Source organism: Aeromonas sp. 600948, assembly GCF_049174875.1.
GTDB lineage: Bacteria > Pseudomonadota > Gammaproteobacteria > Enterobacterales > Aeromonadaceae > Aeromonas > Aeromonas veronii_A.
Window position 1 is genome coordinate 13977 of sequence record NZ_JAAKTY010000032.1, and the last position, 26038, is coordinate 40014.

19 protein-coding genes are annotated in these 26038 nt (G+C 57.7%); 7 read left to right on the top strand and 12 right to left on the bottom strand.

The genetic code is table 11. From position 1 onward, the window contains the following. Window positions 1-14: 14 nt before the first annotated feature. Window positions 15-1865 (top strand): DUF3413 domain-containing protein, encoded by a 1851-nt coding sequence (locus tag G5182_RS19240; protein WP_227342457.1) that lies wholly within the window; start codon window positions 15-17, stop codon window positions 1863-1865. 85 nt (window positions 1866-1950) lie between these two features. On the opposite strand, the gene G5182_RS19245 is transcribed toward G5182_RS19240, so the two are convergent. Further along, a complete protein-coding gene (locus tag G5182_RS19245; protein ID WP_227343033.1) occupies window positions 1951-2736 on the bottom strand; it encodes a MetQ/NlpA family ABC transporter substrate-binding protein in 786 nt (261 codons plus the stop codon). 609 nt (window positions 2737-3345) lie between these two features. Between G5182_RS19245 and G5182_RS19250 the strand changes: the two genes are divergently transcribed. From G5182_RS19250 to G5182_RS19260, 3 genes are all read left to right on the top strand, one after another. Continuing rightward, window positions 3346-5220, top strand: a complete 1875-nt coding sequence (locus G5182_RS19250; protein WP_227342455.1) for a S8 family serine peptidase — start codon at window positions 3346-3348, stop codon at window positions 5218-5220. Window positions 5221-5238: 18 nt separating this feature from the next. Continuing rightward, complete coding sequence (locus tag G5182_RS19255) at window positions 5239-5697, top strand: serine protease chaperone (protein WP_227342453.1); 459 nt, start codon at window positions 5239-5241, stop codon at window positions 5695-5697. 420 nt (window positions 5698-6117) lie between these two features. Further along, the gene (locus G5182_RS19260; RefSeq protein ID WP_227342451.1) at window positions 6118-8499 is read left to right on the top strand and encodes a beta-glucosidase; all 2382 of its coding nucleotides are present in this window, start codon (window positions 6118-6120) and stop codon (window positions 8497-8499) included. 95 nt (window positions 8500-8594) lie between these two features. Here the strand turns inward: G5182_RS19260 and G5182_RS19265 are convergent, their stop codons facing one another. From G5182_RS19265 to queA, 8 genes are all read right to left on the bottom strand, one after another. Beyond that, on the bottom strand, window positions 8595-9572 hold the full coding sequence (locus G5182_RS19265) for an AraC family transcriptional regulator (protein ID WP_227342450.1): 978 nt from the start codon (window positions 9570-9572) through the stop codon (window positions 8595-8597). 600 nt (window positions 9573-10172) lie between these two features. After that, window positions 10173-11108: a lipoprotein NlpI gene (nlpI, locus tag G5182_RS19270; RefSeq protein ID WP_005344691.1), complete on the bottom strand. Its 936-nt coding sequence runs from the start codon at window positions 11106-11108 to the stop codon at window positions 10173-10175. Between the two features lie 90 nt (window positions 11109-11198). Then, window positions 11199-11567: a rhodanese-like domain-containing protein gene (locus G5182_RS19275; RefSeq protein WP_005344690.1), complete on the bottom strand. Its 369-nt coding sequence runs from the start codon at window positions 11565-11567 to the stop codon at window positions 11199-11201. 84 nt (window positions 11568-11651) lie between these two features. Further along, window positions 11652-12599: a protein translocase subunit SecF gene (gene secF, locus G5182_RS19280; protein WP_005337322.1), complete on the bottom strand. Its 948-nt coding sequence runs from the start codon at window positions 12597-12599 to the stop codon at window positions 11652-11654. Window positions 12600-12609: 10 nt separating this feature from the next. Next, window positions 12610-14463 (bottom strand): protein translocase subunit SecD, encoded by a 1854-nt coding sequence (gene secD / locus G5182_RS19285; protein WP_227342448.1) that lies wholly within the window; start codon window positions 14461-14463, stop codon window positions 12610-12612. Between the two features lie 18 nt (window positions 14464-14481). Next, on the bottom strand, window positions 14482-14817 hold the full coding sequence (gene yajC, locus G5182_RS19290) for a preprotein translocase subunit YajC (RefSeq protein WP_005337327.1): 336 nt from the start codon (window positions 14815-14817) through the stop codon (window positions 14482-14484). 51 nt (window positions 14818-14868) lie between these two features. Beyond that, window positions 14869-16005: a tRNA guanosine(34) transglycosylase Tgt gene (gene tgt, locus G5182_RS19295; RefSeq protein WP_005337329.1), complete on the bottom strand. Its 1137-nt coding sequence runs from the start codon at window positions 16003-16005 to the stop codon at window positions 14869-14871. A 74-nt stretch (window positions 16006-16079) separates the two neighbouring features. Beyond that, window positions 16080-17132: a tRNA preQ1(34) S-adenosylmethionine ribosyltransferase-isomerase QueA gene (gene queA / locus G5182_RS19300; protein WP_040066529.1), complete on the bottom strand. Its 1053-nt coding sequence runs from the start codon at window positions 17130-17132 to the stop codon at window positions 16080-16082. 212 nt (window positions 17133-17344) lie between these two features. Between queA and G5182_RS19305 the strand changes: the two genes are divergently transcribed. The 3 genes from G5182_RS19305 (at window position 17345) to ahpF (ending at window position 20765) form a co-directional block, all read left to right on the top strand. Then, window positions 17345-17791: a CBS domain-containing protein gene (locus G5182_RS19305; protein ID WP_013723842.1), complete on the top strand. Its 447-nt coding sequence runs from the start codon at window positions 17345-17347 to the stop codon at window positions 17789-17791. A 703-nt stretch (window positions 17792-18494) separates the two neighbouring features. Further along, window positions 18495-19061 carry an alkyl hydroperoxide reductase subunit C gene (ahpC, locus tag G5182_RS19310; RefSeq protein WP_005337335.1) on the top strand — a complete coding sequence of 189 codons (567 nt, stop codon included), beginning with the start codon at window positions 18495-18497 and terminating at the stop codon, window positions 19059-19061. A 123-nt stretch (window positions 19062-19184) separates the two neighbouring features. Continuing rightward, entirely contained in the window at window positions 19185-20765 is a 1581-nt protein-coding gene (gene ahpF / locus G5182_RS19315; RefSeq protein ID WP_227342446.1) for an alkyl hydroperoxide reductase subunit F, read from the top strand. 136 nt (window positions 20766-20901) lie between these two features. Here the strand turns inward: ahpF and G5182_RS19320 are convergent, their stop codons facing one another. From G5182_RS19320 to G5182_RS19330, 3 genes are all read right to left on the bottom strand, one after another. Continuing rightward, window positions 20902-21618, bottom strand: coding sequence for an SIMPL domain-containing protein (locus G5182_RS19320; protein WP_227342445.1), 717 nt, complete (start codon window positions 21616-21618; stop codon window positions 20902-20904). 56 nt (window positions 21619-21674) lie between these two features. Beyond that, window positions 21675-22235 (bottom strand): hypothetical protein, encoded by a 561-nt coding sequence (locus G5182_RS19325; RefSeq protein ID WP_042056172.1) that lies wholly within the window; start codon window positions 22233-22235, stop codon window positions 21675-21677. A gap of 85 nt (window positions 22236-22320) precedes the next feature. Continuing rightward, window positions 22321-26022 carry a VWA domain-containing protein gene (locus G5182_RS19330; RefSeq protein WP_421254644.1) on the bottom strand — a complete coding sequence of 1234 codons (3702 nt, stop codon included), beginning with the start codon at window positions 26020-26022 and terminating at the stop codon, window positions 22321-22323. Between the last annotated feature and the right edge of the window lie 16 nt (window positions 26023-26038).

Below are 26038 nucleotides of genomic sequence, written 5' to 3' on the forward strand. Positions count from 1 at the left end.
GCAGATGGATCACTATGGTCGAAACCGGTAACCCCTATCGTGATAATGTCTCTCGCCTGATCACCTGGGGGCATTGGTTCTCCTTCTTCAACATTATTCTGGCCATGCTCATCGCCACCCGTTATCTGGGTGCCATCAGCTGGCCATCGACCACGCTTGGCGTGATCTACCTCGTTGTAAGCTGGATTGGCCACTTCTCGTTTCTGAGTTTTGTCACCTACCTGTTGACGATCTTCCCGCTCAGCTTCGTGCTGCCCAAGGAGAAGTCGTTGCGGTTCATCTCGGCCATCATCGCTACCCTGGCGCTGGTGCTGCTGCTGATCGACACCCAGGTATTCCGGCTGTTCAAGTTCCACCTCAACAGTCAGGTATGGCAGTTGCTGCTGGATCAGGCGCAAACCGAAGAGGGCTCAATCTGGAGCATCATCTTCGTTGCCGTGCCCACCATCTTCCTGCTGCAACTGCTGCTGTCGGCCTATGTCTGGCGCAAGATCAACAAGCGCAAGCGCCGCCAGTACGGCAACCAGGTGGGACTGGCCCTGCTGATCTGCTTTATTCTGACCCACGTGGTCAACAGCTGGGCCGATGCGACCCTCTATCAGCCGATCACCATGCAGAGAGCCAACTTCCCCCTCTCCTACCCCATGACGGCCCGCTCCTTCCTGGCTAAACATGGCTGGCTGGATCTGGATCAGTACGAGAAGCAGGCTGCCTCCCAGGGGGATAACAGCGACAGCCGGATGCACTATCCGCTGCGCCCGCTCAACGTCAACGCCCCCCTGACTCACAACAATCTGCTGATTGTGGTGGTCGATTCGCTGCGCTTTGACATGCTCAACAACATCAACATGCCCAATCTGCAGCGCTATGCGGATCAGCATCTGACGTTCCGCAATCACCTGAGTGGCGGCAACGACGACCTGATGGGGATGTTCAGCCTCTTCTACGGGTTGCCCGGTCACTACTACAAGGACATCAGCAGCGACAAGCGTCCGCCGGTGCTGTTCGACGAGATGCTGCGCCAGGATTACCAGTTCGGGCTATTCGGCGCGATGGAAGATGCCCAGAAGTATCGCAAGAGCATCCTCGCCGGTCTGCGCAAACAGGTGTTTGTCTCCGAGCAGAGTGACGATGGCAAGCTGCTAACTGACTGGCAACAGTGGCTGGAGAAGCGCTCTCCCGAGCGTCCCTGGTTCTCGCTGGTCTATCTCTCGAGCCCAGGCGACTACCAGTTACCCGCCACCATGAAGGGGCCGTTCCAACCGGAGCTCGCCAACTTCAATCCGGCGACCGCCTATCGGGCGGAGAACCTGCAAAAACTGGAAAACCGCTACAAGAACTCGGTCTTCTATACCGACCAGTTGCTTGAGCAGATGCTGACCAAATTGCAGTCGCAGGGGATGGACAGCAACACCATCGTCGTCATCACCTCCAACCACGGTCAGGAGTTCAACGACACCCGCAGCAACAGCTGGGGCGCAGGCAGCAACTACTCACCCTATCAGGTGCAGGTACCGCTGGTAGTGGCCTGGCCGGGGCGCGGCAGTGACGTTCGGGAACAACCGAGCAGCCATTTCGATCTGGCGCCGACCCTGATGCAGGGGATGCTGGGCGTGCGCAATCCGGCGCGCGATTACAGCGTTGGCCGCTCGCTGTTTGATACCAGCCCGCGCAACTGGCTGCTGGCAGGGGATCAGAATGACTTCGCCATCTATGAAGGGGACACCATCACCCACTTCAACAAACAGGGTGACTTCGAACTGCTGGAGCGCAACAGCTATCGCCCGATCAAGCACGGTACCCCGGATATGGGCGCCATGATCCAGGTGATGAACGAGCTGAACCGCTTCTATCGCAACCAGTGAAGCGCCCGTTGATGGCTTGATACCATAAAAAACGCCCCGAATTCGGGGCGTTTTTCGTTGTATAGCCGGGCCACGTTCACGACTGTTAGCCACCCCACCCTTGCGGGTACTTGTAGCCAACGAAACGCTTGGCTGCATAGGCTTTGAAAGCCGCCGAGTTGTAGGCCGCCGCCACATCTTTGGCAAAAGGCTGGTCCGCATCTGCGCTTTTCACCACCACCCAGTTGATAAAATCGTAGCTGCGCTCCAGAAACAGTCCTTCACTGAACGGGATTCCGCTGGAGGCGGCAAAATTACCGTTGATCACCGAGAAGTCCACATCCTCCCGCGAGCGGGGCAACTGCGCGGCTTCCAGCAGTACCAGCTTGAGATTGTGCGGATTGTTCACCACATCAAACTCGCTCGCCTTGAGCGGGTTTATCCCCTCCTTGAGAGTGAGCCAACCAAGATCCTGCAGCATCAACAGCGCCCGCGCCTGATTGGTGGGATCGTTGGGGATGGCCACCGTGCTCCCCTCTTTCACCTTGTCGAGTGCTGCCAGCTTGCCGGAATAGAGTCCCATCGGGCCGGTTGGCACCTGGGTAATGGGCGCCAGCGACAAGCCGCGATCTTTGGCAAAACTCTCCAGATAGGGTTTGTGCTGGAAGCAGTTCACATCCAGTGATCCGTCAGCCAGAGCAATATTGGGGGTCACATAGTCGGTGAACTCCACCAGCTTGACCTTGTACCCCTTGGCCTCCAGCTGCGGCTGGATGGAGTCGGTCACCATGTCGGCAAAATCCCCCACCGTAGTACCAATCACGATCTCCTGTTTGGTCGGCAAGGACGCATCGGCGGCAACCGCGGAAAAAGAGAGGCTCCCGACCGCCATCGCGGCAATAAAGGTGCTGGCGCCAGCAGTGGCGCGCAAGGAAGCAGTCAAAGGAGAAGATAAGTAGGAACGAAACGGCATAGGGACTCCCTGTCAGGTACGCATCAAGCTATGGGACTGCGGCGGGGTGGCTCTCAGAGATTAGGCCGCTCAAACCGCAGCAATCTAGCCATCCAAACGGCTATTTTGGTTACCATAACAGAGCCATCCACCGCCGCCAAGCAATAAACCACTGACCCACCCCCACCTCATCACTCTTGCAGGCTCACCCGAACGCATACCAGCACTCACATTGGCACACATCACCATGCCGTTTATTTCCAAGAGCGCACGAGCTCCCCTCGGGATTGCCCCGAATCGAGATGGCTGCGGCGAAGGAGAGTCGCGAGATGAGTGAATTACAGATAAAAAGATCAGTAGCGAGCGGTGAGAACCATTCTCAATAGAACACATAACCAGTGTCATTGGAATACCTACCACAAACTGAATCGGATTTCTTTGAACCTCATTGCGTTTTTTGAAAATGGTTCTTTTTGAACCCCTGTCACCCGTGTATAGATTTCCGTCGCACTCAGGATGAGTGCGATCCAAGATGGAGTTAAAAAAATAATGAAGCAAACATCGTTAGCACTGGCGATCACAGCACTGCTGTCGACCCTGCCCAGTGCGCTCGTTCAGGCAAATGAAGGTTGTGCGCCGCTCACCGGCAAGGAGAGCGGCATGGATATCGGACGCAGCAGCACCGAGCGCTGCATGCCAGGTGCCAATCCCCTGCAGGATCAGCAGTGGTATCTGCTCAACAGCGGCCAGGATGGATTCAGCGCCCGTGGCGGTATAGCGGGCAATGATCTCAACCTCTGGTGGGCTCATCGCACCGGTGTGCTGGGCCAGGGAGTCAATGTGGCCGTGGTGGATGATGGCTTGGCTATCGCCCACCCGGATCTGGCGGAGAACGTGCGCCCAGGTTCGAAAAACGTGGTGACCGGCAGCGATGACCCGACACCGACCGATCCGGATTCGGCCCACGGCACCTCGGTCTCCGGCATCATTGCAGCGGTGGACAACGCCATCGGGACCAAGGGGATTGCCCCGCGAGCCCAGTTGCAGGGGTTCAACCTGCTGGATGACAACAGCCAGCAGTTGCAGAAAGATTGGCTCTACGCCCTTGGCGACAGCGATGCCAGCCGCGACAACCGGGTGTTCAACCAGAGCTACGGCATGAGTGTGGTGGATCCCCGCTCAGCCAACTCTCTGGATCAATCCCAGCTTGATCGCCTGTTTGAACAGCAGACCCTCAAGGCGCAGGGCGCGGCCTATATCAAGGCCGCCGGCAACGGCTTCAACAAGATAGCGGCGGGCGGCTATGTGCTTAACCGCACCGGCAATGGTCCCAAATTGCCGTTTGAAAACAGCAACCTCGATCCCTCCAACAGCAACTTCTGGAACCTGGTGGTGAGCGCGCTCAACGCCGATGGCGTCAGATCCTCCTACTCCAGCGTCGGCAGCAACATCTTCCTGAGCGCGACCGGCGGCGAATACGGCACCGACTCTCCGGCGATGGTGACCACGGATCTGCCCGGCTGCGACATGGGTTACAACCGCACCGACGATCCCAGCACCAACCGGCTGCACGGCAACCCGCAGCTGGATGCAAGTTGCGACTACAACGGCGTCATGAACGGCACCTCCTCCGCCACCCCCAGCACCTCGGGCGCCATGGCACTGCTGATGTCCGCCTACCCGGATCTGTCGGTACGTGACCTGCGGGATCTGCTGGCGCGCAGCGCAACCCGGGTCGATGCCAAACATCAGCCCGTGCTGGTCAGCTACACCAGCAGCACCGGCAAGGTGCGTGATGTGAAAGGGCTTGAAGGGTGGGAGCGCAACGCCGCCGGCATGTGGTTCAGCCCGACTTACGGTTTTGGTCTGATCGACGTCAACAAGGCCCTTGAGCTGGCAGCCAATCACCAGCCCCTGCCCCCGCTGGTGCAACTGCCGTGGCAGAAGATCAATGTCAGCGGCAGTGCCGCTGCCATCCCGGATGTGGGCAACAGCCCGACCAACTCGACAACCCGCATCGCGACACCATTGACGGTAGAAGCGGTTCAGGTGATGGTGAGTCTGGATCACCAGCGTCTGCCCGATCTGCTGATCGAACTGGTCTCCCCCGCTGGCACCCGCAGCATCCTGCTGAGCCCCTTCAACAGCCTGGTCGGCCAATCTCTCGACCTGCAGCAACTGGGCTTTGTGCGAACCAAGGGATTGCGCGACATGCGGATGCTATCCAACAAGTTCTACGGCGAATCGGCGGAAGGCACATGGCGACTGGAGGTAACCGACGTTGCCAACGGTACCCGTCAGGTCTCTCTGCTCAATCGCGAGACCCGTGAGCGCACCGCCCTGACCGAGCGCAACAACCGTCAACCGGGCAAGCTGATCTCATGGTCCCTGCGGGTCCTGGGTCACGATGCCAACCGCAGCTAACACGCTAGGAGTATTACCATGAACAAACCTGTTACCTTGCTTCTGGCAACCCTGCTGGCCCCCCTCTCGGGACAGCTCTGCGCCGAGGAGTCCGTCACCATGGATGGCAAGCAGTACAGCACCATAGAGGTGAACGGCCAGACCTACCTCATTCCTGACAACGGCAGCAAGAAGCGGGTCGCCCGCAGCCTTGACAGCAAGGTTCCGCAGCAAACCCTGCGCCGCGGTGACGTGTTGATGCAAGGGGCCGCCAGCCCCGAGCTGACTGTAAGCGGCACCCTGCTGGTGGAAGCTGACGATGCCACCGCCAAGGCGCTGGCGACTCGCCACAGCCTGAACTTCAAACAGAGCAGTGGTGGTATCGCCCTGCTGGAGGCCAAACCGGGCACCGATCTGAACGCCGTCGCCACGGCGCTCAAGCAGGAGGGGGTCAAGGTGCAGATTGAACTCGCCGGGGCCCTCAAACAGCCCAAGTGAGCCGTCCCGGGCCATTGCCCGGGCATATCAGCTGATCTTCGAGGGGGCCGCCGGCCCCCTCGCGTGTTGATCGCAGCCATCCTCATTGGCCGTCAGGCCATCCGTTTTCCCTCCTTCTCCCCTGCCCTTTCCCCTCTTGCCACCCCCACCTTTGCTTTGGCACCGCCTTTCGATGCGACCTTGCTCACAACTCGGCCCCCTTGCTCCCGCCGGCACATTTCTCGCTCCCTCGGGGCAAGGCAGCCATCGCCCGGCTTGTTAACCTGCCTGCAGCCAAACGCCGGCCCACCGGCACGTTCGGCCTTCCTTGCGATATCCAATGGCAGCCGCCAGCAGAGCGGCCCAGCCCGGGCGGATGCCTTGCGCCCGGTGTCGATATCTCCTTTGTATTTTTATTCAGACAGTTACGAGGACGTCTTCATGCCTATCACCACAAAATTGAAAGCGGTTTCACTGGGTGTCAGCCTGGCGCTGGCCGGCCTGCTGGTCGGTTGCAACCAGAATGACTCGGATCCCCTGGTCAAGGACGATGCCTATTACCGCGGCCAGGCCGAGGCCATGGTGGCCAAGCTGACCCTGAGCGAGAAGCTGGACCTGCTCTCCGGCCCCGGTTACGGCAGTGCCAACGGCGCCATCAACGTCAAGCAGGACGTGCCCGGCGTGGCGGGTTACATCAACGGCGTGCTGCGCAGCGCGGACGGCATCGACATTCCGGCCCTCAAACTGGCGGACGGGCCGGCCGGGGTGCGGATCAACGCCAACCGCGACGGTGACAGCGCCAGCTACTATGCCACCGCCTGGCCCATCGGCTCGCTGCTCGCCTCCAGCTGGGACGTCAAGCTGGTCAAGGCCGTCGGCGAAGCCATGGGGGACGAGGTGCGCCAGTACGGGGTCGACATCCTGCTGGCCCCGGGCATGAACATCCAGCGTAACCCGCTCAATGGCCGCAACTTCGAGTACTACTCGGAAGACCCCCTGCTCACCGGCAAAATCGGCGCCGCCATGGTCAACGGGGTGGAGAGCAACGGGGTAGGCACCACCATCAAGCACTACTTCGGCAACAACTCCGAGACCAACCGCAACCAGATCAACGACATCGGCGAACCGAGAACCTTCCGCGAGATCTACCTGCGCGGCTTCCAGATAGCGGTAGACGAGGCCCAGCCCTGGGCGGTGATGACCTCCTACAACAAGGTCAACGGCACCTATGTCAACGAGCGCAAGGATGCGGTGACCGACCTTCTGCGCGGCGAGTGGAAGTTTGACGGCCTGGTGATGTCCGACTGGTTTGCCGGCGACGTGGCCAACAACGCCTACAAGCAGGTGCTGGCGGGGCAAGATTTGATCGAGCCGGGCAACGTCAAGGAGCAGTTGCAGCAATCCATCGCGCACGGCGATCTCGACGAGGCCAAGGTGAACGAGGCCGCCATCCACATCCTGACCCTGGTGATGAAGAGCCCCTCTTACAGCCAGTTGGCCATCAGCAACAGCCCGGATCTGACCGCCCATGCCAAACTGGCCCGTCAGGCCGGCGCCGAGAGCATGGTGCTGCTGCGCAACGAGGCCGCGGCCCTGCCGCTGGCGGCAAGCAGCACCCTGGCCAGCTTCGGCATCAATCAGATCAACACCTACAAGGGCGGCACCGGCAGCGGCGATGTGAACGCCGCCAGCACCACCACCATCGCGCAGGGACTAGCGGCACGCTTCCCGGTCAACGAGGCGCTGCAGAGCTACTACCGCGATTTTTACGAGAACAACAAGGTCTATCACGAGGGGCAATTTGGCGCCAAGGGCTACTACACCTGCGCCGAGGCACCGATCAGCGGCGATCTGGCGGCGCTGATCGCCAGTGCGGCAGCCACCCAGCAAGCCGCCGTCATCAGCATCGGCCGCCAGGCCGGGGAAGGGGCGGATCGCAGCAGCGGCAAGGGGGACTATCTGCTCGGTGATGACGAACGCGCCCTCATCGACGCGGTGAGCAGCGCCTTCCACGCCCAGGGCAAGAAGGTGGTGGTGGTGCTTAACGTCAACGGCGTCATCGATACCGCCCAGTGGAGCGACAAGGTGGATGGCATCCTGCTGGCCTACATGGCTGGCCAGGAGACCGGCCACGCGGTGGCGGACGTGCTCTCCGGCGCGGTCAACCCGAGCGGCAAGCTGGCCCAGAGCTTCCCGCACAGCTACGCCAGCGTTCCCTCCGCCGGCACCTTCCCGGGCGAGGACACCGACGGGGACGGCGAACCGGACGATCTCTACTACAACGAGGGGATCTACGTGGGCTATCGCTACTACAGCACCTTCGAGCAGGCGGTTTCCTACCCGTTCGGCTTCGGTCTCTCCTACACCAGCTTCAGCTACACCAGCCCCGCCATCGCCAGTAATACCCTAGCGGACGGCAGCGCCGGCAACCTGGTGCTGACCGCCACCATCACCAACACCGGCGCCGTGGCAGGCAAGGAGGCGGCCCAGGTCTATGTGACCGCCCCCGAGGTCAAGCTGAAGAAACCGCTCATCGAGCTCAAGGCCTTTGCCAAGACGGCGCAACTGGCACCGGGGGCCAGCGAACAGCTGAGCTTCACCATTCCGGCCAGCATCCTCGCCAGCTTCGATGAGGCCAGCAACCAGTGGATCGTGGAGCCGGGCCGCTACAGCGCCTACATCAGCCCCTCGTCGGATGTCTCCGCCAGCACGCCGGTCAGCTTCACGGTTAGCAAGGAGATCGTGGTGAGCAACACCACGCCAGGGGCACTGGCACTGCCGACCGGGGTGGATCCCGCCAGCGTCACCACCATCACCCGCTAACAAAGGCAGGCACGGCCGGGCCCCCAGCCCGGCCTTGCCCGAACATTGCCCAGCAATGACCCGCCCACGGGACCGGCCTTGCACCGGTCCCGTTTTTATTGGCGGGCGTTGCGATAGGCCAGCGGCGTCATCCGGGTGTTGGCCTTGAAGAAGCGGTTGAAGGCGCTCTGGGACGAGAAACCGACCCGATCGCTGATGCTCTGCAGCGGTTGATCCCCCTCACCCAGCAAGCGGCAGGCTTCGCTCACCCTCGCTTCCCTCAGCAGGGTCGAGAAACTGCTCCCCTCCCCCTGCAATTTGCGATTCAGGGTCCAGCGGCTGACATTCATGGCCGCGCACACCTCCTTGAGCAGGCTCTCGTTGCTCTCCAGCTCCCCTTCCCGGATCTTGTGGCGGATCCGCTCCCCCACCAGACAGGCAAAGGGGGCCCGCTCGGCGATGTCGGCGCAGATCTGCGCCAGCTGGGCCAGTTGCAGACGACCCAGCGGCTCGTTGTAGCACTGGCTGGGGCAGTCGAGTTGGGCATTGTCGATGGTCAGGGTGTTTTCCCCCTGCTCCCAGCGGCAGCTAGTGGCGAAGAACTGGTCCAGCAGTTGATGGCGCGGTGGCGGCCGCCCCGTGAAGCCCACCGAGACCCGAGGATCCGCCAGATAGACCCGCAAAATCCGGTAGAGCATGATGAAGTTGGGGATGGCCTGACTCGCCCCCAGGCTGGCGGGCCCCTGATTGACATACAGGTATTGGCTGGCCTGCGCCCCCCGCCGCACCCGCAGCTCGTCACAACTGCCGATGATGGGGCGATAGGCCAGCAGCATCTCTAGCGCCGCCCGCGGTGATGGCTGGTTCAGGCACAGGCTGATGAGGGGTGGATAGTGCTGGTAGAGCTGGCCGATGTCGTAGGAGAGGATGGTTTCGTGAAAAATGGCCAGATAGGGCTGCATCAGTTGCAGCATCCGGTAGTGGCTGTGGGCCGGCAGACGGCCCTGCTCCCGCTCGATGTCGAACGACGTGAGGCCGCCCGCCATCAAAATGGCATCGGGATCGCCCCCCTGCTGCTGGCAGGCTCCCAGCATTCGTCTGATCACCTGGTTTGATACGCTCTGTGACATCCGTCGTCCAGGCCTCCGTGCTGACAGGAAATTGCTCGTGATCTCCACTTTATCGACTACTGATCCACCTCCCATCGAACAGGGTTAGGAGACCAAGGACCATTATGGGGCGGTCACAGGACGAGCAGATGTAACGGAGTGTAAAAGCACGGGCCAGCACGCATATTTACTCCCTATCGTCAGCCTCACCCATTATGAGAGAGGCAGTCCGGCAGGAATCGGACAAGAGCAGCGATAGTCAACCAGTCGCCCACCGCGATAGGGAAGAGAATCACCCATATCAGGAGGCATACGACGAGCCGACCGGGTTTCACACGGAGTCGGCCCCATCCATCTGTTGAGCTGCATGGATCAGATGTGCCCGTTCATTATTCAGAGGCGGGCGGCAGAGTTGGAAAAACTGGTAGGGTTGTGTGGATTAGCGACACGAAGCTCACTGTGACATGGAGCCAAGCCACGGGAGTGGGTGTGAAAAAGCAGATAAAAACAATGCCAGTCAGGCTTTACTGACTGGCATTAGCCTCATATCGAGGTTTTTTATCACCGGGTAATCGCCATCTCCATTCAGGAGGGCTGTTCGCCTTTGCTCTGGGCACCCGGCGGCAAGGGTTTGCGCGCCATCAACTCCAGTTCGAGCAGAGCATAGCGGTGCTCGATGAAGTCATAGACGTTGTTGGAGAGCGCCAGCTTGAAGTAGCTGATGGCTTCCTTGCGGTTGCCTTTGCCCAACTCGAACTTGCCCAGATAGAAATAGGTTTCACACAGGCGCTCGGCCAGCTCCCGGTTATCCTTCACCCCTTTCACCACGTTGCCCATCAGCTGGGACGCGTTGATCTCGCCGGTATAGAGGCGAACCAGATCCCAGTTCCAGGCGTCGTCATCGTACTTGTTGAGGCGCTCGCGCATCCGGCTCATGGCCGCAGCGGGATTGAGCTTCTGCTCGGCCAGATAGAGCCAGATCACCCGATAAGGGTCTTCCGGCTGCGCTTCGTAGAAACGCTTCATATCGGCCGCTGCCAGCTCGGGACGATTACCGTAATAGAGGGCAATACCGCGGTTAAGGTAGGCATAGTCATAATCGGGTGCCAGCTCGAGGGCTGAGTCGAATGCCTCATAGGCTTCGTCGTAGTTCTGCTGCTGTACCAGATAGACACCGATGAAGTTGTAGGCTTCAGCGAAATCCGGTTTCTCCCGCAGGGCCCTGTTGAAATCGAGACGGGCAAGGGAACGCAAGCCGACGCGATCAAACACCACGGCACGTTCATAGAACAACTCGGCCCGTTGCTCCGTGGTCAACTCCATTTCACTCAGCATCTGCCCGAGTCGGGCGAGCGCCAACTCGCTTTGGTAGGAGACCTGCAGGGGGGTCGCCAATACCAGTGAAGCAGGCTGCGCCTTGGGAACCTTAGGGGTGTTGACATGACTGCTACTGCTGCAACCCCACATGGGTAGCAGCAACAGGATACCAAGGAGGTATCCAATCCCTTTCCTGACGTTCAATGAACACTCCGACGCTTACGCTTGACCCCGCATATGGTAAAGGTCAGCCGCCACTTTGTCATGTAGCTGAGCCCCTCTCCATCAAATAAATCAGGATTCGACAGGGTATCCGGCCTCCAGCCAGCCGCGAAAACCGCCGTCAACACTGATTACGTTGCGATAACCCATCTGTTGCAAATTGTCGGCCGCCAGTACGGAGCGAAAACCGCCACCACAATAGAGATAGAGCGTGGTCTCGGGATCCGGGAACAGGGTCTCGATATCCCGCTCAATCACTCCACGACCCAGATATTGGGCTCCGGGCAGATGGCCTTTGGCCCACTCGCTCTCTTCCCGCACGTCGATCAGGTGAAACGTGCGCCCTTCGTCCTGCCAGCGCTTGATCTGGTGAACATCGGTTTCGGTGATGCGGGAGCGGATCCCGTCAACCAGCGCCAAAAAACGGGGATTGTGTTGCATGGCAAGCTCCTTTTGTTGAAATCATCTGCGTCAGCAAACGACACGCAGAGATAAGAAAAGAGCGCCATGAGGCGCTCTTCACTGTTACGGCAGGATTTCCTGTTGGTCCGCACCCTCTTTCTCTACCTGGGTTGGCAGCATGTGCTCGCGCTTGACGCCGAGGAACATGGCAAACGCACTCGCCACATAGATGGAAGAGTAGGTACCGAACGCCACACCGATCACCATGGCCACGGCAAAACCGTGGATCAGCGCACCGCCCTTGAGCAGCAGCGCCAGCACCACGATAAAGGTAAGGCCGGAGGTGATGATGGTACGACTCAGGGTCTCGGTCATGGAGAGATCCAGAATGTACTCGGTATCCCCTTTACGCACCTTGCGGAAGTTCTCCCGCAAGCGGTCGAACACCACGATGGTATCGTTCAGGGAGTAACCCACCAGGGTCATCAGTGCCGCCAGTACAGTCAGGTCGAACTCGTACTGGAAGTAGGCAAAGACACCCAGCGTGATCACCACGTCGTGCACCAGGGAGAGAATGCCCCCCAGCGCCAGACGCCATTCGAAACGCACTGCCACGTAGGCCAGGATACAGAGGATGGAGGCCAGCATCGCCAGCGCACCATCGGTCGCCAGTTCATCCCCCACGGAAGGGCCGACAAACTCGACGCGTTTGAGCACTGCGCCCTCGTCGAGCTGCTTGGCCGCCGCCAGCACTTCGTTACCCTGTTGTTCTACCTTGACTCCCTCTTTCGGGGTCAGGCGGAACAGCACGTCACGGCTGGAGCCAAAGTGTTGCAGGGTTGCCCCTTCAATCTTCTGCTCTTCCAGAGCGTCATGGATCTTGTCCAGGCTCACCGACTGCTGGAACCCCACCTCGATGGTGGTACCACCGGTAAAGTCCAGACCCCAGTTCAGCCCCCGATCAAACAGGAAGAACAGGGCTACCACCATCAGCACGGAAGAGAAAACCACACCCGGCTTGGCATAGCGCATAAACGGGATCGGTTTTTCAAAATGTAGAATCTGAAACATCTCTCTATCCTCAGATGGGCAGCTTGTCGATACGCCGTCCACCCCAAGCCAGGTTGATAATGGCACGGGAAACTGTGATGGCAGTAAACATGGAGGCGGTCAGACCAATGCCCAGCGTCAGGGCAAAGCCCTTGATTGCGCCGGTGCCGATACCGAACAGGATCACGCAGGTGATCAGCGAGGTCACGTTGGAGTCGGCGATGGTGGAGAATGCCCGATCAAAGCCCAGATGGATGGCTTGCTGAACACCACGACCGTTGCGGATCTCTTCACGAATGCGCTCGTAGATCAGCACGTTGGCATCCACCGCCATACCCAGCGTCAGGACGATACCGGCGATACCCGGCAATGTCATGGTGGCACCAGGGATCATCGACATGATGCCGACAATCAACACCAGGTTCATACAGAGCGCCAGGTTGGCAACCCAGCCGAACGCGCGGTAGTAGATCCCCATGAACAGCACGATCACCAGCATGGCCCAGCCGATGGCTTCCATACCGCTGTCGATGTTCTGTTGACCCAGGCTCGGGCCAATGGTGCGCTCTTCCACGATCTGGATCGGGGCGATCAGGGCACCGGCACGCAGCAGCAGCGCCAGGTTGTGGGCTTCGTTGGCATTGTCGATACCTGTGATACGGAACTGACTGCCAAGACGCGACTGGATGGTGGCGACGTTGATCACCTCCTCCTGCTTGCGGAACTTGCGCTTGCCATCCGGGCCCGGTTGACCGACCGGCTTGTACTCGATGAAGACGGTCGCCATCCCTTTACCGACGTTGTCCTTGGTAAAGTTGGCCATCTTGTTGCCACCCTGGCCATCCAGCTTGATGTTGACCTGGGGACGGCTGTACTCGTCGAAACCGGACTGGGCACCCACGATGTGGTCACCGGTCAGGATCACCCGCTTGTGCAGTACCACCGGACGACCATTGCGATCGTTATAGACCTTGGAACTGGGGGGAACTCGCCCTTCAGCAGCCGCCTGAATATCAGCCGCCTCATCGACCATGTGGAACTCCAGGGTCGCTGTTGCCCCCAGGATCTCCTTGGCACGAGCGGTATCCTGAATACCGGGCAGTTCAACGACAATGCGTTCGGCGCCTTGCTGTTGTACCAGCGGCTCAGCCACACCCAGTTCGTTGACCCGGTTACGGATGATGGTGATGTTTTGCTCGAGGGCGTACTTCTTCACCTCCTTGATCTTGGCTTCGCTCAGACCAGCCAGCAGGATAAACTCATCCCCCTTCTGCTCGGTAGTGAAAGTCAAATCAGGGTTCTGACGACGCAGATGAGAAACGGCGCGTTCCTGATCGGCTTCGTCACGGAAGATCACCTGCACCTGATCACCGACCCGGCGCACGCCGGAGTAACGGATCTTCTGGGTGCGCAGCTCGGAGCGGAAATCCTGCACCATCTGCTCTTGCTGCTTGGTCAGTGCTTCGGCCATGTCCACTTCCATCAGGAAGTGCACACCACCGCGCAGATCAAGACCCAGCTTCAGAGGCGCCGCACCGATGGCTTCGAGCCAGGCGGGAGTGGAAGGTGCCAGGTTGAGTGCGGTAATGAAGTTGTCGCCCAGCTTGTTGGCAACGATATCGCGCGCCTTCAGCTGGTCTTCGGTGTTCTTGAAACGGATCAGGATAAAACCGTGCTCGAATGCAGCATGTTTGACCGGGATCTTGGCCGCTTCAAGGGTCTCTTTCACCAGATCAAGAGTATCTAGCTTGACTTCGGCACCACGGCTGGCAGAAACCTGCAAAGCCGGATCTTCGCCGTAAAGATTGGGGGCTGCATATAGAAAACCGATGGCGATCACCAGGATCACCATCAGGTATTTCCACAGCGGATAGCGATTCAACACGCTGTGCTCCTTGGGAGATTAAAGGGACTGGATAGAACCCTTGGGCAGAACGGCAGAGACGAAGTCCTTTTTGATGGTGACTTGAGTCTGGTCGTTCAGGGCGATCACCAGGTAATCGCTGTCTGCAGCCACTTTGGCAATTTTGCCAACCAGGCCACCGGAAGTGAGCACTTCATCACCCTTGGACAAGGAGCTCATCAGATTGCGGTGATCCTTGGCACGCTTGGCCTGGGGACGATAGATCATGAAGTAGAAGATCAGGCCGAATACGGCCAGCATGATGATCATTTCCATACCACCACCCTGTGCACCCGGTGCTGCGCCTTCTGCATACGCCTTGGAGATAATGCTCATTTAACAACCTCTTATTGATGTAGATTAAAAAAACAAAATTATATGTTGTTGTTATTTAACGTCATTTTCAGCTAACGGAGGCACAGGCTTCCCTTGCCGACGGTAAAACTCTGTTACAAAGTCGTCTAATTTACCCTGCTCGATCGCGTCCCGCAAACCCTGCATCACACGCTGGTAGTAACGCAGGTTATGAATCGTATTCAGACGGGCACCGAGGATCTCGTTGCACTTGTCCAGATGGTGCAGGTAGCTGCGGCTGTAGTTCTTGCAGGTGTAGCAATCGCACTCGGCATCCAAGGTGCTGGTGTCGTTGCGGTGCTGGGCGTTGCGGATCTTCACCACGCCATCGGTGGTGAACAGGTGGCCGTTGCGGGCGTTGCGAGTCGGCATGACGCAGTCGAACATGTCGATACCACGGCGCACCCCTTCCACCAGATCTTCCGGCTTGCCGACACCCATCAGGTAGCGCGGCTTGTCGGCCGGGATTTTCGGGCAGACGTGCTCTAGGATGCGGTGCATGTCCTCTTTGGGTTCACCCACGGCCAGACCACCGACCGCATAACCGTCGAAACCGATCTCCAGCAGCCCCTTGAGGGAGACATCACGCAGATCTTCGTAGACCGAACCCTGAATGATGCCGAACAGGGCGTTCTTGTTACCCAGCGCATCAAACTTGTCGCGGGAACGCTTGCCCCAGCGCAGGGACATCTCCATGGACTTGCGCGCTTCTTCATAAGTAGCCGGGTACGGGGTGCACTCGTCGAATATCATAACGATGTCGGAGCCCAGATCGTACTGGATCTCCATGGACTTCTCGGGGTCAAGGAAGATCTTCTCGCCATTGATGGGGTGACGGAAGTGGACGCCCGCTTCGGTGATCTTGCGAATATGGCCCAGGCTGAACACCTGGAAACCACCGGAGTCGGTCAGGATCGGGCCCTGCCAGTTCATGAAGTCATGCAGATCGCCGTGGGCACGCATCACTTCCTGACCCGGACGCAGCCAGAGGTGGAAGGTGTTACCCAGCAGGATCTGGGCGCCGGTTTCACGCACTTCTTCCGGGGTCATCCCCTTGACGGTGCCGTAAGTCCCGACCGGCATAAAGGCCGGCGTTTGTACCACACCACGTTCGAAGACCAGTTGACCGCGACGGGCACGGCCGTCGGTGGTTTTCAGTTCAAATTTCATTGCTACCTCGGCTGCGTCAGATAAACAGTCTGACAATAGGAGGGCCGCTCACGGCCCGGTAAATAAGCTGAAGCTTATGCTTCAACCTGGCGACGGGTGACGAACATGGCGTCCCCGTAGCTGAAGAAACGGTACTGCCCGGCCACGGCTGCCTGATAGGCCGCCATCACGTTGTCATAACCGGCAAAGGCGCTGACCAGCATGATCAGGGTCGACTCCGGCAGATGGAAGTTGGTGACCATGGCATCGACAATCTGGAACTGGTAACCGGGGAAGATGAAGATGTCGGTGTCGCTGAAGAACGGCGCCAGCGGCTTGCCCTGAGCCAAGGTCACCTTGGCCGCGCTCTCCAGTGATCGCACCGAGGTGGTTCCCACCGCAATCACCCGGCCACCGCGGGCGCGCGTCGCGGCGATGGCGTCCACCACTTCCTGCGGCACCTCGGCATACTCCGAGTGCATGTGGTGATCTTCAATCTTATCTACCCGCACCGGCTGAAAGGTGCCCGCCCCTACATGCAGGGTGACGAAGGCCGTTTCAACCCCTTTGGCCCGAATTTTCTCAAGCAGCGGCTCATCAAAGTGCAGGCCGGCGGTCGGCGCAGCGACAGCGCCCGGCTTTTGATTGTAAACGGTCTGGTAGCGCTCCTTGTCGGCATCCTCGTCGGGGCGGTCGATATAGGGGGGCAGCGGCATGTGGCCGATGGCCTCCAAAATCTCCAGCACCGGACGCGGGTCGAGGAAGTGGATCTCGAACAGGGCGTCGTGGCGGGCGCGCATCTCTGCCTCCACACCACCATCCATGATCATCCGGGTGCCGGGCTTGGGCGCCTTGGAGGCCCGGACATGGGCCAGCACGCTGTGCTCGTCCAGAATGCGCTCGACCAGTACCTCCAGCTTGCCGCCGCTGGCCTTCTGGCCAAACATGCGAGCCGGAATGACACGGGTGTTATTGAATACCAGCAGGTCACCCGGATTGAGCTGATCCAGCACATCCACAAATTGACCGTGGCGCAGGGCGCCAGTCTGACCATCGAGCTGCAACAGGCGGCTGGCAGTACGCTCTGCCATCGGATAGCGGGCAATCAGCTCGTCTGGCAGATCAAAATGAAAATCGGATACTTGCATCTTTCACCTCGGGGGGAATCGGCGGCTAGTCTAGTTATCCCCATCTTCCAAGGCAACCCAAAAGACCAAAAACCCAAGAGAGACAAGGGGTAGCGAGCAATATTGAGACACACATCCGGTTAATGATTCTTTAATGTTCTGTATTGACCCTGATCATGTTTTGCCAATGGGCGCTGGGCTAGGGTGAAAGCAGATACACAAGGAGGCCCACCATGATGACCCTATCCGAAATCATGACCGAACACCCCTTCACTCTGGGTCCGTCAAACAGTGTCAAACAGGCGATGGACCTGATGCAGCAGGAGCGAATCCGCCACATTCCCATCGTCGACGAGCAGCATCACCTGCTGGGGTTGGTAACTCTCACCGATATCCTGGCCACCCGGGAATCCAAGCTGCTGCTCATCAGCCCGGAGCGGGAAGCCGAATTTACCGACAGCGTGCAACTCGACGAGATCATGACACGGCAAGTGGCGAGCGTAGATCCTCACGCCGGCATCAAGGAGGCAGCACTTTACCTGCAGCGCCACAGATATGGCTGCCTGCCGGTACTCAAAGGACGCAAGCTAATCGGCATTGTCACCGAGTCGGACTTTATTGCCGTGGCCATCAACCTGCTGGAATTGATGGAAGAGCAGGAACCACCTACCGACTTTTGATAGATCAAGCTGTAATTAAATTACAATAAAAGCGTTTTCAGCCGTCTAAATAAGCTGAAATGATGAAACACTTTCATTTTGATTGAAAAATTACAACAAACACTTGCCTTGTGATCTGCGTCACACTATTATCCCTCCCATGCAATAGTTGCCGAGGGGAAGACGAGGGATTGTGCACCCATTATCTTCCTCTCATATGTCTGCAAGTTTGCACACCCCGTAGTTAGTCTTTGCTGTAAAGCATTTGTTTATATAGCCATTCCTTGTTTGATGACCCGGCCCTGTCGTTGCGATAGCGCCGGGATTTTTTTATCCGCGTTTTCTGCTCTCCCCCTTGTCAGCACATCCCCCATCGCTGCGAGGAACGGTCTCAACCTCCTCGCCACCTGTTTGCTCTATATGTTTGCACCACCGTTTATCTCATCGCGTTATCGTGGCTCTGCACACCTCTTCCCATGCCTTGAAAAGGCGATGTAGCGCACAGATATTGAACCACGACAAGGAGTTATCTCAGTAGGCCTGAGATATTCATGTTAGGTACAGCCATAGTGAGTTATCTAATAAGTAGATTTAAGCGATTCAAAATTGCGGCTTTTCTCGATTAGTGGAAGCCCCTATGATGAATCCATCGAAAGTTAAGCGCCTCGTCTGGCAGACTCTTCAACACCAGACCGGCATATGTACATCACCAAGGAGCAATTACATGTCTACCTACATCAACACTGAAATCAAGCCGTTCAATGCTACCGCCTACCACAATGGTAAATTCGTTCAGGTGTCTGACGCTGACCTGAAAGGCAAGTGGTCCGTGGTCTTCTTCTACCCGGCTGACTTCACCTTCGTTTGCCCGACCGAGCTGGGCGACCTGGCTGACAACTACGCTGAATTCCAGAAGCTGGGCGTTGAGATCTACTCTGTCTCTACCGATACCCACTTCACTCACAAAGCATGGCACGACACTTCTGACACCATTCAGAAGATCCAGTACCCGATGATTGGTGACCCGACTGGTACCATCACCCGCAACTTCGGCGTGATGATCGAAGAAGCTGGTCTGGCTGACCGCGGTACCTTCGTGATTGACCCGCAGGGCATCATCCAGATCGTCGAGATCAACGCTGGCGGCATCGGCCGTGACGCACTGGAACTGCTGCGCAAAGTCAAAGCAGCCCAGTACGTTGCTTCCCACCCGGGTGAAGTGTGCCCGGCTAAATGGAAAGAAGGCGAAGCCACTCTGGCCCCGTCCCTGGATCTGGTAGGCAAGATCTAAGCCTCCCGCTTCCAAGACCGGCCCGCATAAGGGCCGGTCTGCTTTCCGGCATTGCCAAATAGGCCTGAAAGCAGACCGACTCACATTTAATGCCAACTCGCCATTACAAGAAGGAATTCGACCATGTTGGATACCAACCTCAAACAACAGCTGAACACCTATCTGCAGTACATCGTCAATCCCATCGAGATCAGCGTGTCCGGCAACGACAGCGACAAATCTGCAGAGCTGCTGGCACTGGCCAGCGAGATCGCCGAGATGTCCCCCAAGATCACCCAGACCTCTGGCACTGCCGTTCGCAAGCCTTCCATGAGCGTCGCGCCCCAGGGCCAAGCACCGCGTGTTCACTTTGCCGGCATCCCCATGGGTCATGAATTTACCTCTCTGGTACTCGCCCTGCTGCAAAGCGGCGGCCACCCCTCCAAGGCCGATGCGGCAGTGCAGGAGCAGATCCGCAATCTCAAAGGTGAGTTCCACTTCGAGACCTATATCTCCCTCTCCTGCCACAACTGCCCGGACGTAGTACAGGCCCTCAACCTGATGGCGACCCTGAACCCCGGCATCACTCACACCATGATCGACGGCGCCCTGTTCCAGGAAGAGGTCGCCGAGCGTCAAATCATGGCGGTACCGAATGTCTACCTGAACGGTCAACCGTTCAGCCAGGGCCGTATTTCACTCGAAGAGATCGTCGCCAAACTCGACACCGGCGTCGCCGAGCGCAAGGCTGCCGAGCTGAATGAGAAAGATCCCTACGACGTACTGGTCGTAGGCGGAGGCCCGGCTGGCGCCGCTGCGGCCATCTATGCCGCTCGTAAAGGCATTCGCACTGCCATCGTTGCCGAGCGTTTCGGTGGTCAGGTGATGGACACCGTCGGCATCGAGAACTTTATCTCCGTGCCCTATACCGAAGGCCCCAAACTGGCCGCCAGCCTAGAGCAGCACGTCAAAGAGTACGGCGTGGAAGTGATAACCGAACAGCGCGCCGCCGCCATCAGCAAAGATGGATATGTGAACGTGGATCTCGCCTCTGGCGCCACCTTGAAGAGCCGCGCCGTGATCCTGGCTACCGGCGCCCGCTGGCGTGATCTGAACGTACCGGGCGAGCTCGAGTACCGCACCAAAGGCGTGGCCTACTGCCCGCATTGCGATGGTCCCTTCTTCAAGGGCAAGCGAGTAGCGGTGATCGGTGGCGGTAACTCCGGTATCGAGGCGGCCATCGATCTGGCTGGCATCGTCGAGCATGTGACTGTGGTGGAGTTCGCCGACACCCTGCGTGCCGATGAAGTGCTGCAGAAGAAGGCTCGCTCCATGGGCAATATCGACATCATCATGAGCGCTCGCACCACCGAAGTGATCGGTGATGGCAGCAAGGTGGTCGGCATGGATTACGAAGATCGCACCACAGGTGAGATCAAGCACCTGGCGGTAGCGGGCATCTTCGTCCAGATCGGCCTGGTACCGAACACTGAGTTCCTCAAAGGGAGCGAGATTGCCATGACCCGCTTTGGCGAGATCGAGATCGATACCAAAGGGGCGACCTCCCTGCCCGGCGTCTACGCCGCAGGGGATGCCACCACGGTACCGTTCAAGCAGATCATCATCTCCATGGGTGCTGGCGCCACCGCCGCACTGGGTGCGTTTGATTACCTCATCCGCAACCCGGCGCCGGAAGCGACCAAGGCTGATGCTGTGACCGCCTGATAAACCCAGCGCAACAAAAAGCCGATGCTCGATTTAGTAAACACGAGCGTCGGCTTTTTTATATCTGCATCGATGCGCAATAGAAACCCCGCCGCAAATGGCGGGGGTGTTCATGACTGGACTTAAACGACGGGCATCACTCCAGCAAGAAAACAGCCTCGATATTATCACTTACCGTGATCTGCTGTTGTTGATAGCTGTTGTCCGCCATATCCGCCGCAGGTGCAGCCATCGCCATGGCCTGCACTACCTTCAGGTTGCGGCTGTAGGCGGTAATGGGCGAAGCATTGCGGTACTCCACACTGTAGACCTTGCCAAGCTTCATCCCGAAGGCCTTGGCCAGAGATTCAGCCTTGGTTTTGGCATCCTCAACGGCATTCAAACGGGCCTGCTCCTTGATGACCTGCGGCGATTTCAACCCGTACTCAATCTGGGATACGGACTCCAGCCCGGCTTTGAGTGCGGTATCCATCAGGGGGCTCAACTTGTCGAGCTGATAGAGCTTCACCGCCAATTGTCGCTGAGCACGGTATCCCAACAATACCGGCTTCTTGTTCTCGCCATACTGATATTCCGGAGAGACCATCAGGTTGCCAGCCTCAACATCGCTGCGCTTGATCCCCAGCCCTTCCAGTTGGCTGAAAAAGGCTGCGACCTTGGTATCGACCTGCTGCTTGGCCTTGAGGCCCTGCTTATCCAGTGCACTCACCGCCACATTGAGGGTGAGCATATCGGGTTCGGTCTTCTGCTCGGCATAACCACTCACCACCAGATGGGGCGCTTGCGGCACTTCAATCGCCAGCAGCGGAGCACTGACAACCAGAGCGGAAAGAGTAATAAGGGGACGCCACATAGAAAAAAACCTCAATCGAAAAGATTGAGGCCATTATGCCCGTGCAGCTACGGGATTCATATATCATGCGAGGGGGGGAACTGATCCAGTATCTGATTGGTCAGATCGAGACTGATGGTGACCACGCTGCAGACATCTGGGCTCTGCTCTACCTTATCTTGTGACGATGTCGCACCGCAGACCTGCACCTCATCATCGAAATGGAACGAGTCCCACGACAGAACATGTCCTTGCACCGCCTGTCCGAGATCGGTGCCACCAATTGCCTCCTCCATCGCAGACCAAGGGATGGTATCAGACGGCCCAAGCAAATTTTGCAACAACGGAGGGTGAAAACTGACCAGTGGATACTCCTGCTGACCCTGCTCATGGCCAACCAGAATCATGTTATGGGCAGACTCGGTATCCAAAACAGGCACATAGGTGATAGAGGCTGCAGCAAAGTCAACATAGAGCGAGCCCGCGACATCACCGGCCTCATTCTCTATCTCCATCCCATCCAGCCGATCACCGGCGATCGAGGCCTGATAGCCAAACTGACCTGCGCAGGTAATGTTGCCCTGTCCATCCCAGCTATAACGGATGCCATCAATGTCGACCCAGTTGAATGACTGCATGATTACCCTCTCTTCTACGGCCGCTATCTTATCCATCCACCTAAAGAAAAAACAGGGGCCAGGCAAGCCCGGCCCCGAGAGAGGGTTACGGATCAACCTTCAAGTTACCGTCATCCAGCAAGTGCTTGATGATCTCCTGATTGGAGCCCAGTGAGGCGAGGTCGAGTGAGTTCTGGAACTGGATGGTCAGTTCCGGGCTCCCACCGGCCCCGGCAGGATCTATCGTCAACGTCTTGGTCGTCGTGTTGAACTGCAGATAGTTGTCCAGCACGGCTGCCAGATCCTCGTTGTTCCCCACTGCAGGTACGCCGACCAGCAGATCCGAGAGATCCAGTACATCTCCACCATTGTTGGTATCACCTAAAGTGAAATCAGTAATGGTATCGATACTGCCGTCCGCATCCCCCGCCAGCCACTTGAAGGTGTCACTCTCCCCACCACCGGTCATGGTATCGCTGCCAAGGCCGCCGATCAGAATGTCCTTACCAAGGTCGCCCGTGAGTATATCGCTACCAGAACCACCATCCAGATAATCATCACCGACACCTCCAACAAGGGTGTCGTTCCCTTCCTGGCCAAAAAGGATATCGTTGCCACTGCCACCATATAGGGTGTCATTACCACCACTGCGGCTACTCTCCCCACTCAGCTCAGTAATATGGGTCCGGATGTAATCCACCGTCTGTTCACGTGTCCACCCATGACTGGACTCCAGCGTTTCAAATACCAGCCAACCAGAACCTTGGGGCAGATCCAGTCCCAACTCGCTGGCCAGCGTATCGGTATTGAGTACATCGCCAAACAGGATGTCATTGCCAACACCACCATCGGCCACGTCATTGCCGGCCCCCAGCAACACGGTAATCTGATCCCCCTCGGTCAGGGCTGCCGTCAACTGCTCGGCACTGGTCACAATCTGGGCATCGCCGATCGGGGCATTGAAACCCTGCTCGATCCGGATATTGTCTATCCGTACCTCAGCATTCCGGTCATTGGAGCTGTCGAGCAGTTCGAACACAAACCCGTATTGCCCGACAGGCAGTCCATCGGTTGTGATAGTGCTGTAAGCCGTCAAAACAGATGAACTAACGCCAGTAATGGTGCCCGTTTGCACTGGATTGAGCATATCCCAGACGCCACCCTCGAGTTTCACCAACTTCCAGGTGAAGCTGTCGCTGCTATTAACACCATTTAAGGCATACTGGAACTGCAGACTTGCTCCGGCTTGTGCCGCAGAAACCTGGATGGCATTGGCCACGGCGAGCGCCAATATTGTCCTGTCAGAATCAGAACCGGTTCGATCATCCCGGATCCGCAAGCTTCCATTTGTAACGGTATGCGATCCCTGAGCATCACCACTGAGCACCCATCCCGAGGCGGCATTTATGCCGCTACCACTACCAAATGTGGCCAAGTCAAGGAAGCTGCCTGCCGAGTAAAACTGATCTGCCGTTTCAGTCGTGTTATCAAAGAACTTCAACAAATCCTTGTTAACATCATTGGTCACCCCGATTGCATTGACCTGGCTGATGGCACTGAGTGAAACAAAAGCATCCACCGACTCCTTGATCACCTCAAATGTGGTGCTGTTGCCTGGTCCAGCGACCTGATTGCTGTCATTGAGGTAGTAAGTCGGGTTACCATCCGTGACAAAGAATGTCAGGTTCTGGTAACCGGGAGCAGCCTTGCTACCATCATTGAACCACTGCACGGCCTGATTGAACGCGGCTTCATAGTTGGTGCCACCATTGGCAACCAGTGCATCAATGGCATTGGTCAGGTTGCTCACATTACTGGCATCAAGCCCTACTATTGTCACACTCTCGCTGGCATTCGCCGCAAAACCAATCAAGGTGATATTGATCTCACCATCATGATCTTTCAACTGGTTCGCCAAATGGGTCAGGGAGGCCTTGAGCATACTCAGTCGTGATCCAGCCATACTGCCAGACACATCGACCACCAAGGCAATATTGTAATTCTCACCCGGGATGAAATTGGTACTGGTGCCGCCGATGTCCCCCACCACAATATCGTGACCAGCACCGCCTGCAACCAGACCATCCACACTACCGTTGGAGTTGGGCACCTTGTGATCATCATCCGTGCCGGGGGTCCCGGTAGTGTCGGGGGTATCCGAGGTGTTGCTACCCACAACCAGAATATTGGACGCGACGGGAGGCTCATTGCTCTTGACCGATACAGTAAAGTTGGCGCTGGCTTTATCTCCATCGGCATCAGTCAAGGTAGCACTGAAATCAAGGTCAATATCAGGAGGCGTGATCTTGTCGATCACTCCGAAATTCTCGATCCTCACTGAGTCATTGCCATTCAGCACAAAGCGGACATAAAGCTGGCTGAACTCCCCATCGGGTTCTATGCTGGCCAACTGCATCGACCCTTTGAGTCCTGACAGAACAAGCTCTCCGGAATCGACGACGGTCACGCCATCGGCAGCATAAGCCACCCACTGTATGGTGCTGGTATTGGTGTTGCCAACCCCGTAGACGTTGAAAGAGAGCCCATCAACGGCTGCAGTCGTGGATACCTTGAACCCTTCGTTATTGTCCAGGTTGCCGTTCTTAATCCCGAAACCATTGTTGTTCGGGTTGAGATTATCTGCATCACTCCCCGGCAGATCCTGAGGATTATTGACGCTGCCATTGAACAGCAGACCATCGAACAGTACACCAATCCCGCCAGCAGTAACCCCGATCGTCTCAACAGGCCCTCCAGCACCGAACTGTGCCCCGATCGAGAAAGTCTGGGTTGGCTGGGGAGTAACCAGTTCAAAGCTGTAAGTATTGTCGTCATTGAGTGTCAATGTATAGAACACTTTAGGTGGCTGCTCACTACCATCAATGGTTGCTACCAGAGTCTTGCCATCAGTCGACAAGGTTTCGGTGATCCCTGCCAAATCAGGCCATCCAGTCAGTTTCAGTCCACCAGTACCCAGAGGGCCATCAGCACCAAAAGAGACGCCAAACAATCCACCGGTAGTGATGTCGGCTACATTCATCACTTCCAGACTTTCGATGCCTGTGATCACGGGCATATCGTCTTCAATAACAACACTGACCGGCTTGGTATCACTCAAGTCACCATCACTGGCTGACAGGTTGAAGGTAAATGTCTTCAGTCCTTCCTTATTGTCTCCAAATTCATGATCGATGGGCCCCAGCAAGGTGACGGTATATTTACCAACCGGATCTACAGATACTTGTATGACTGGGATCCCTCCCGCTGAACCCACCAGTGTCGCAGACCCTATACCACTCCACACAACTGGTACCCCTCCAGAGCTCAGGCCAGATGGAGCAGAAAGAGTGAACGTAAAGGTATTGCTGTCGATATCTGTCACACTTGCCGTCGCATGGGTCGAGGTGCTATCGGTAATATCGCCGGGATTGGGTGAATTGTCTGGATTGGATCCCGGTAATCCCTCCTCGGATATGCGCAGATCCGAGACAGTCAGCATGGGAGCATCGTTAGTTGCAGTGACGGTCACGGTGAAGGGCTTGTTGTCTGCCCCACCCTCGTCCGTGGTCCCCGCCACATTGCCATTCACGACCCCGCTCCAGTCCGCCGGCAAGCTAAAGCCAGGTACGCCCGCTGTGCTCGCACCGCTCCAGCTGTAGCTGCCCGCCACCGCGCCAGCCACCCAGCCTGCCCCCATCAACGCACCTGCCGGCACACCGCTCAGGGTCACCGTCACACCGGTCACCCGCTCCGAACCATCCGCGTCGGTCGCAGTGACACCCAGCTGCGCCGCCAGCGATACCGCCACCGGTGCATCCGTTTCT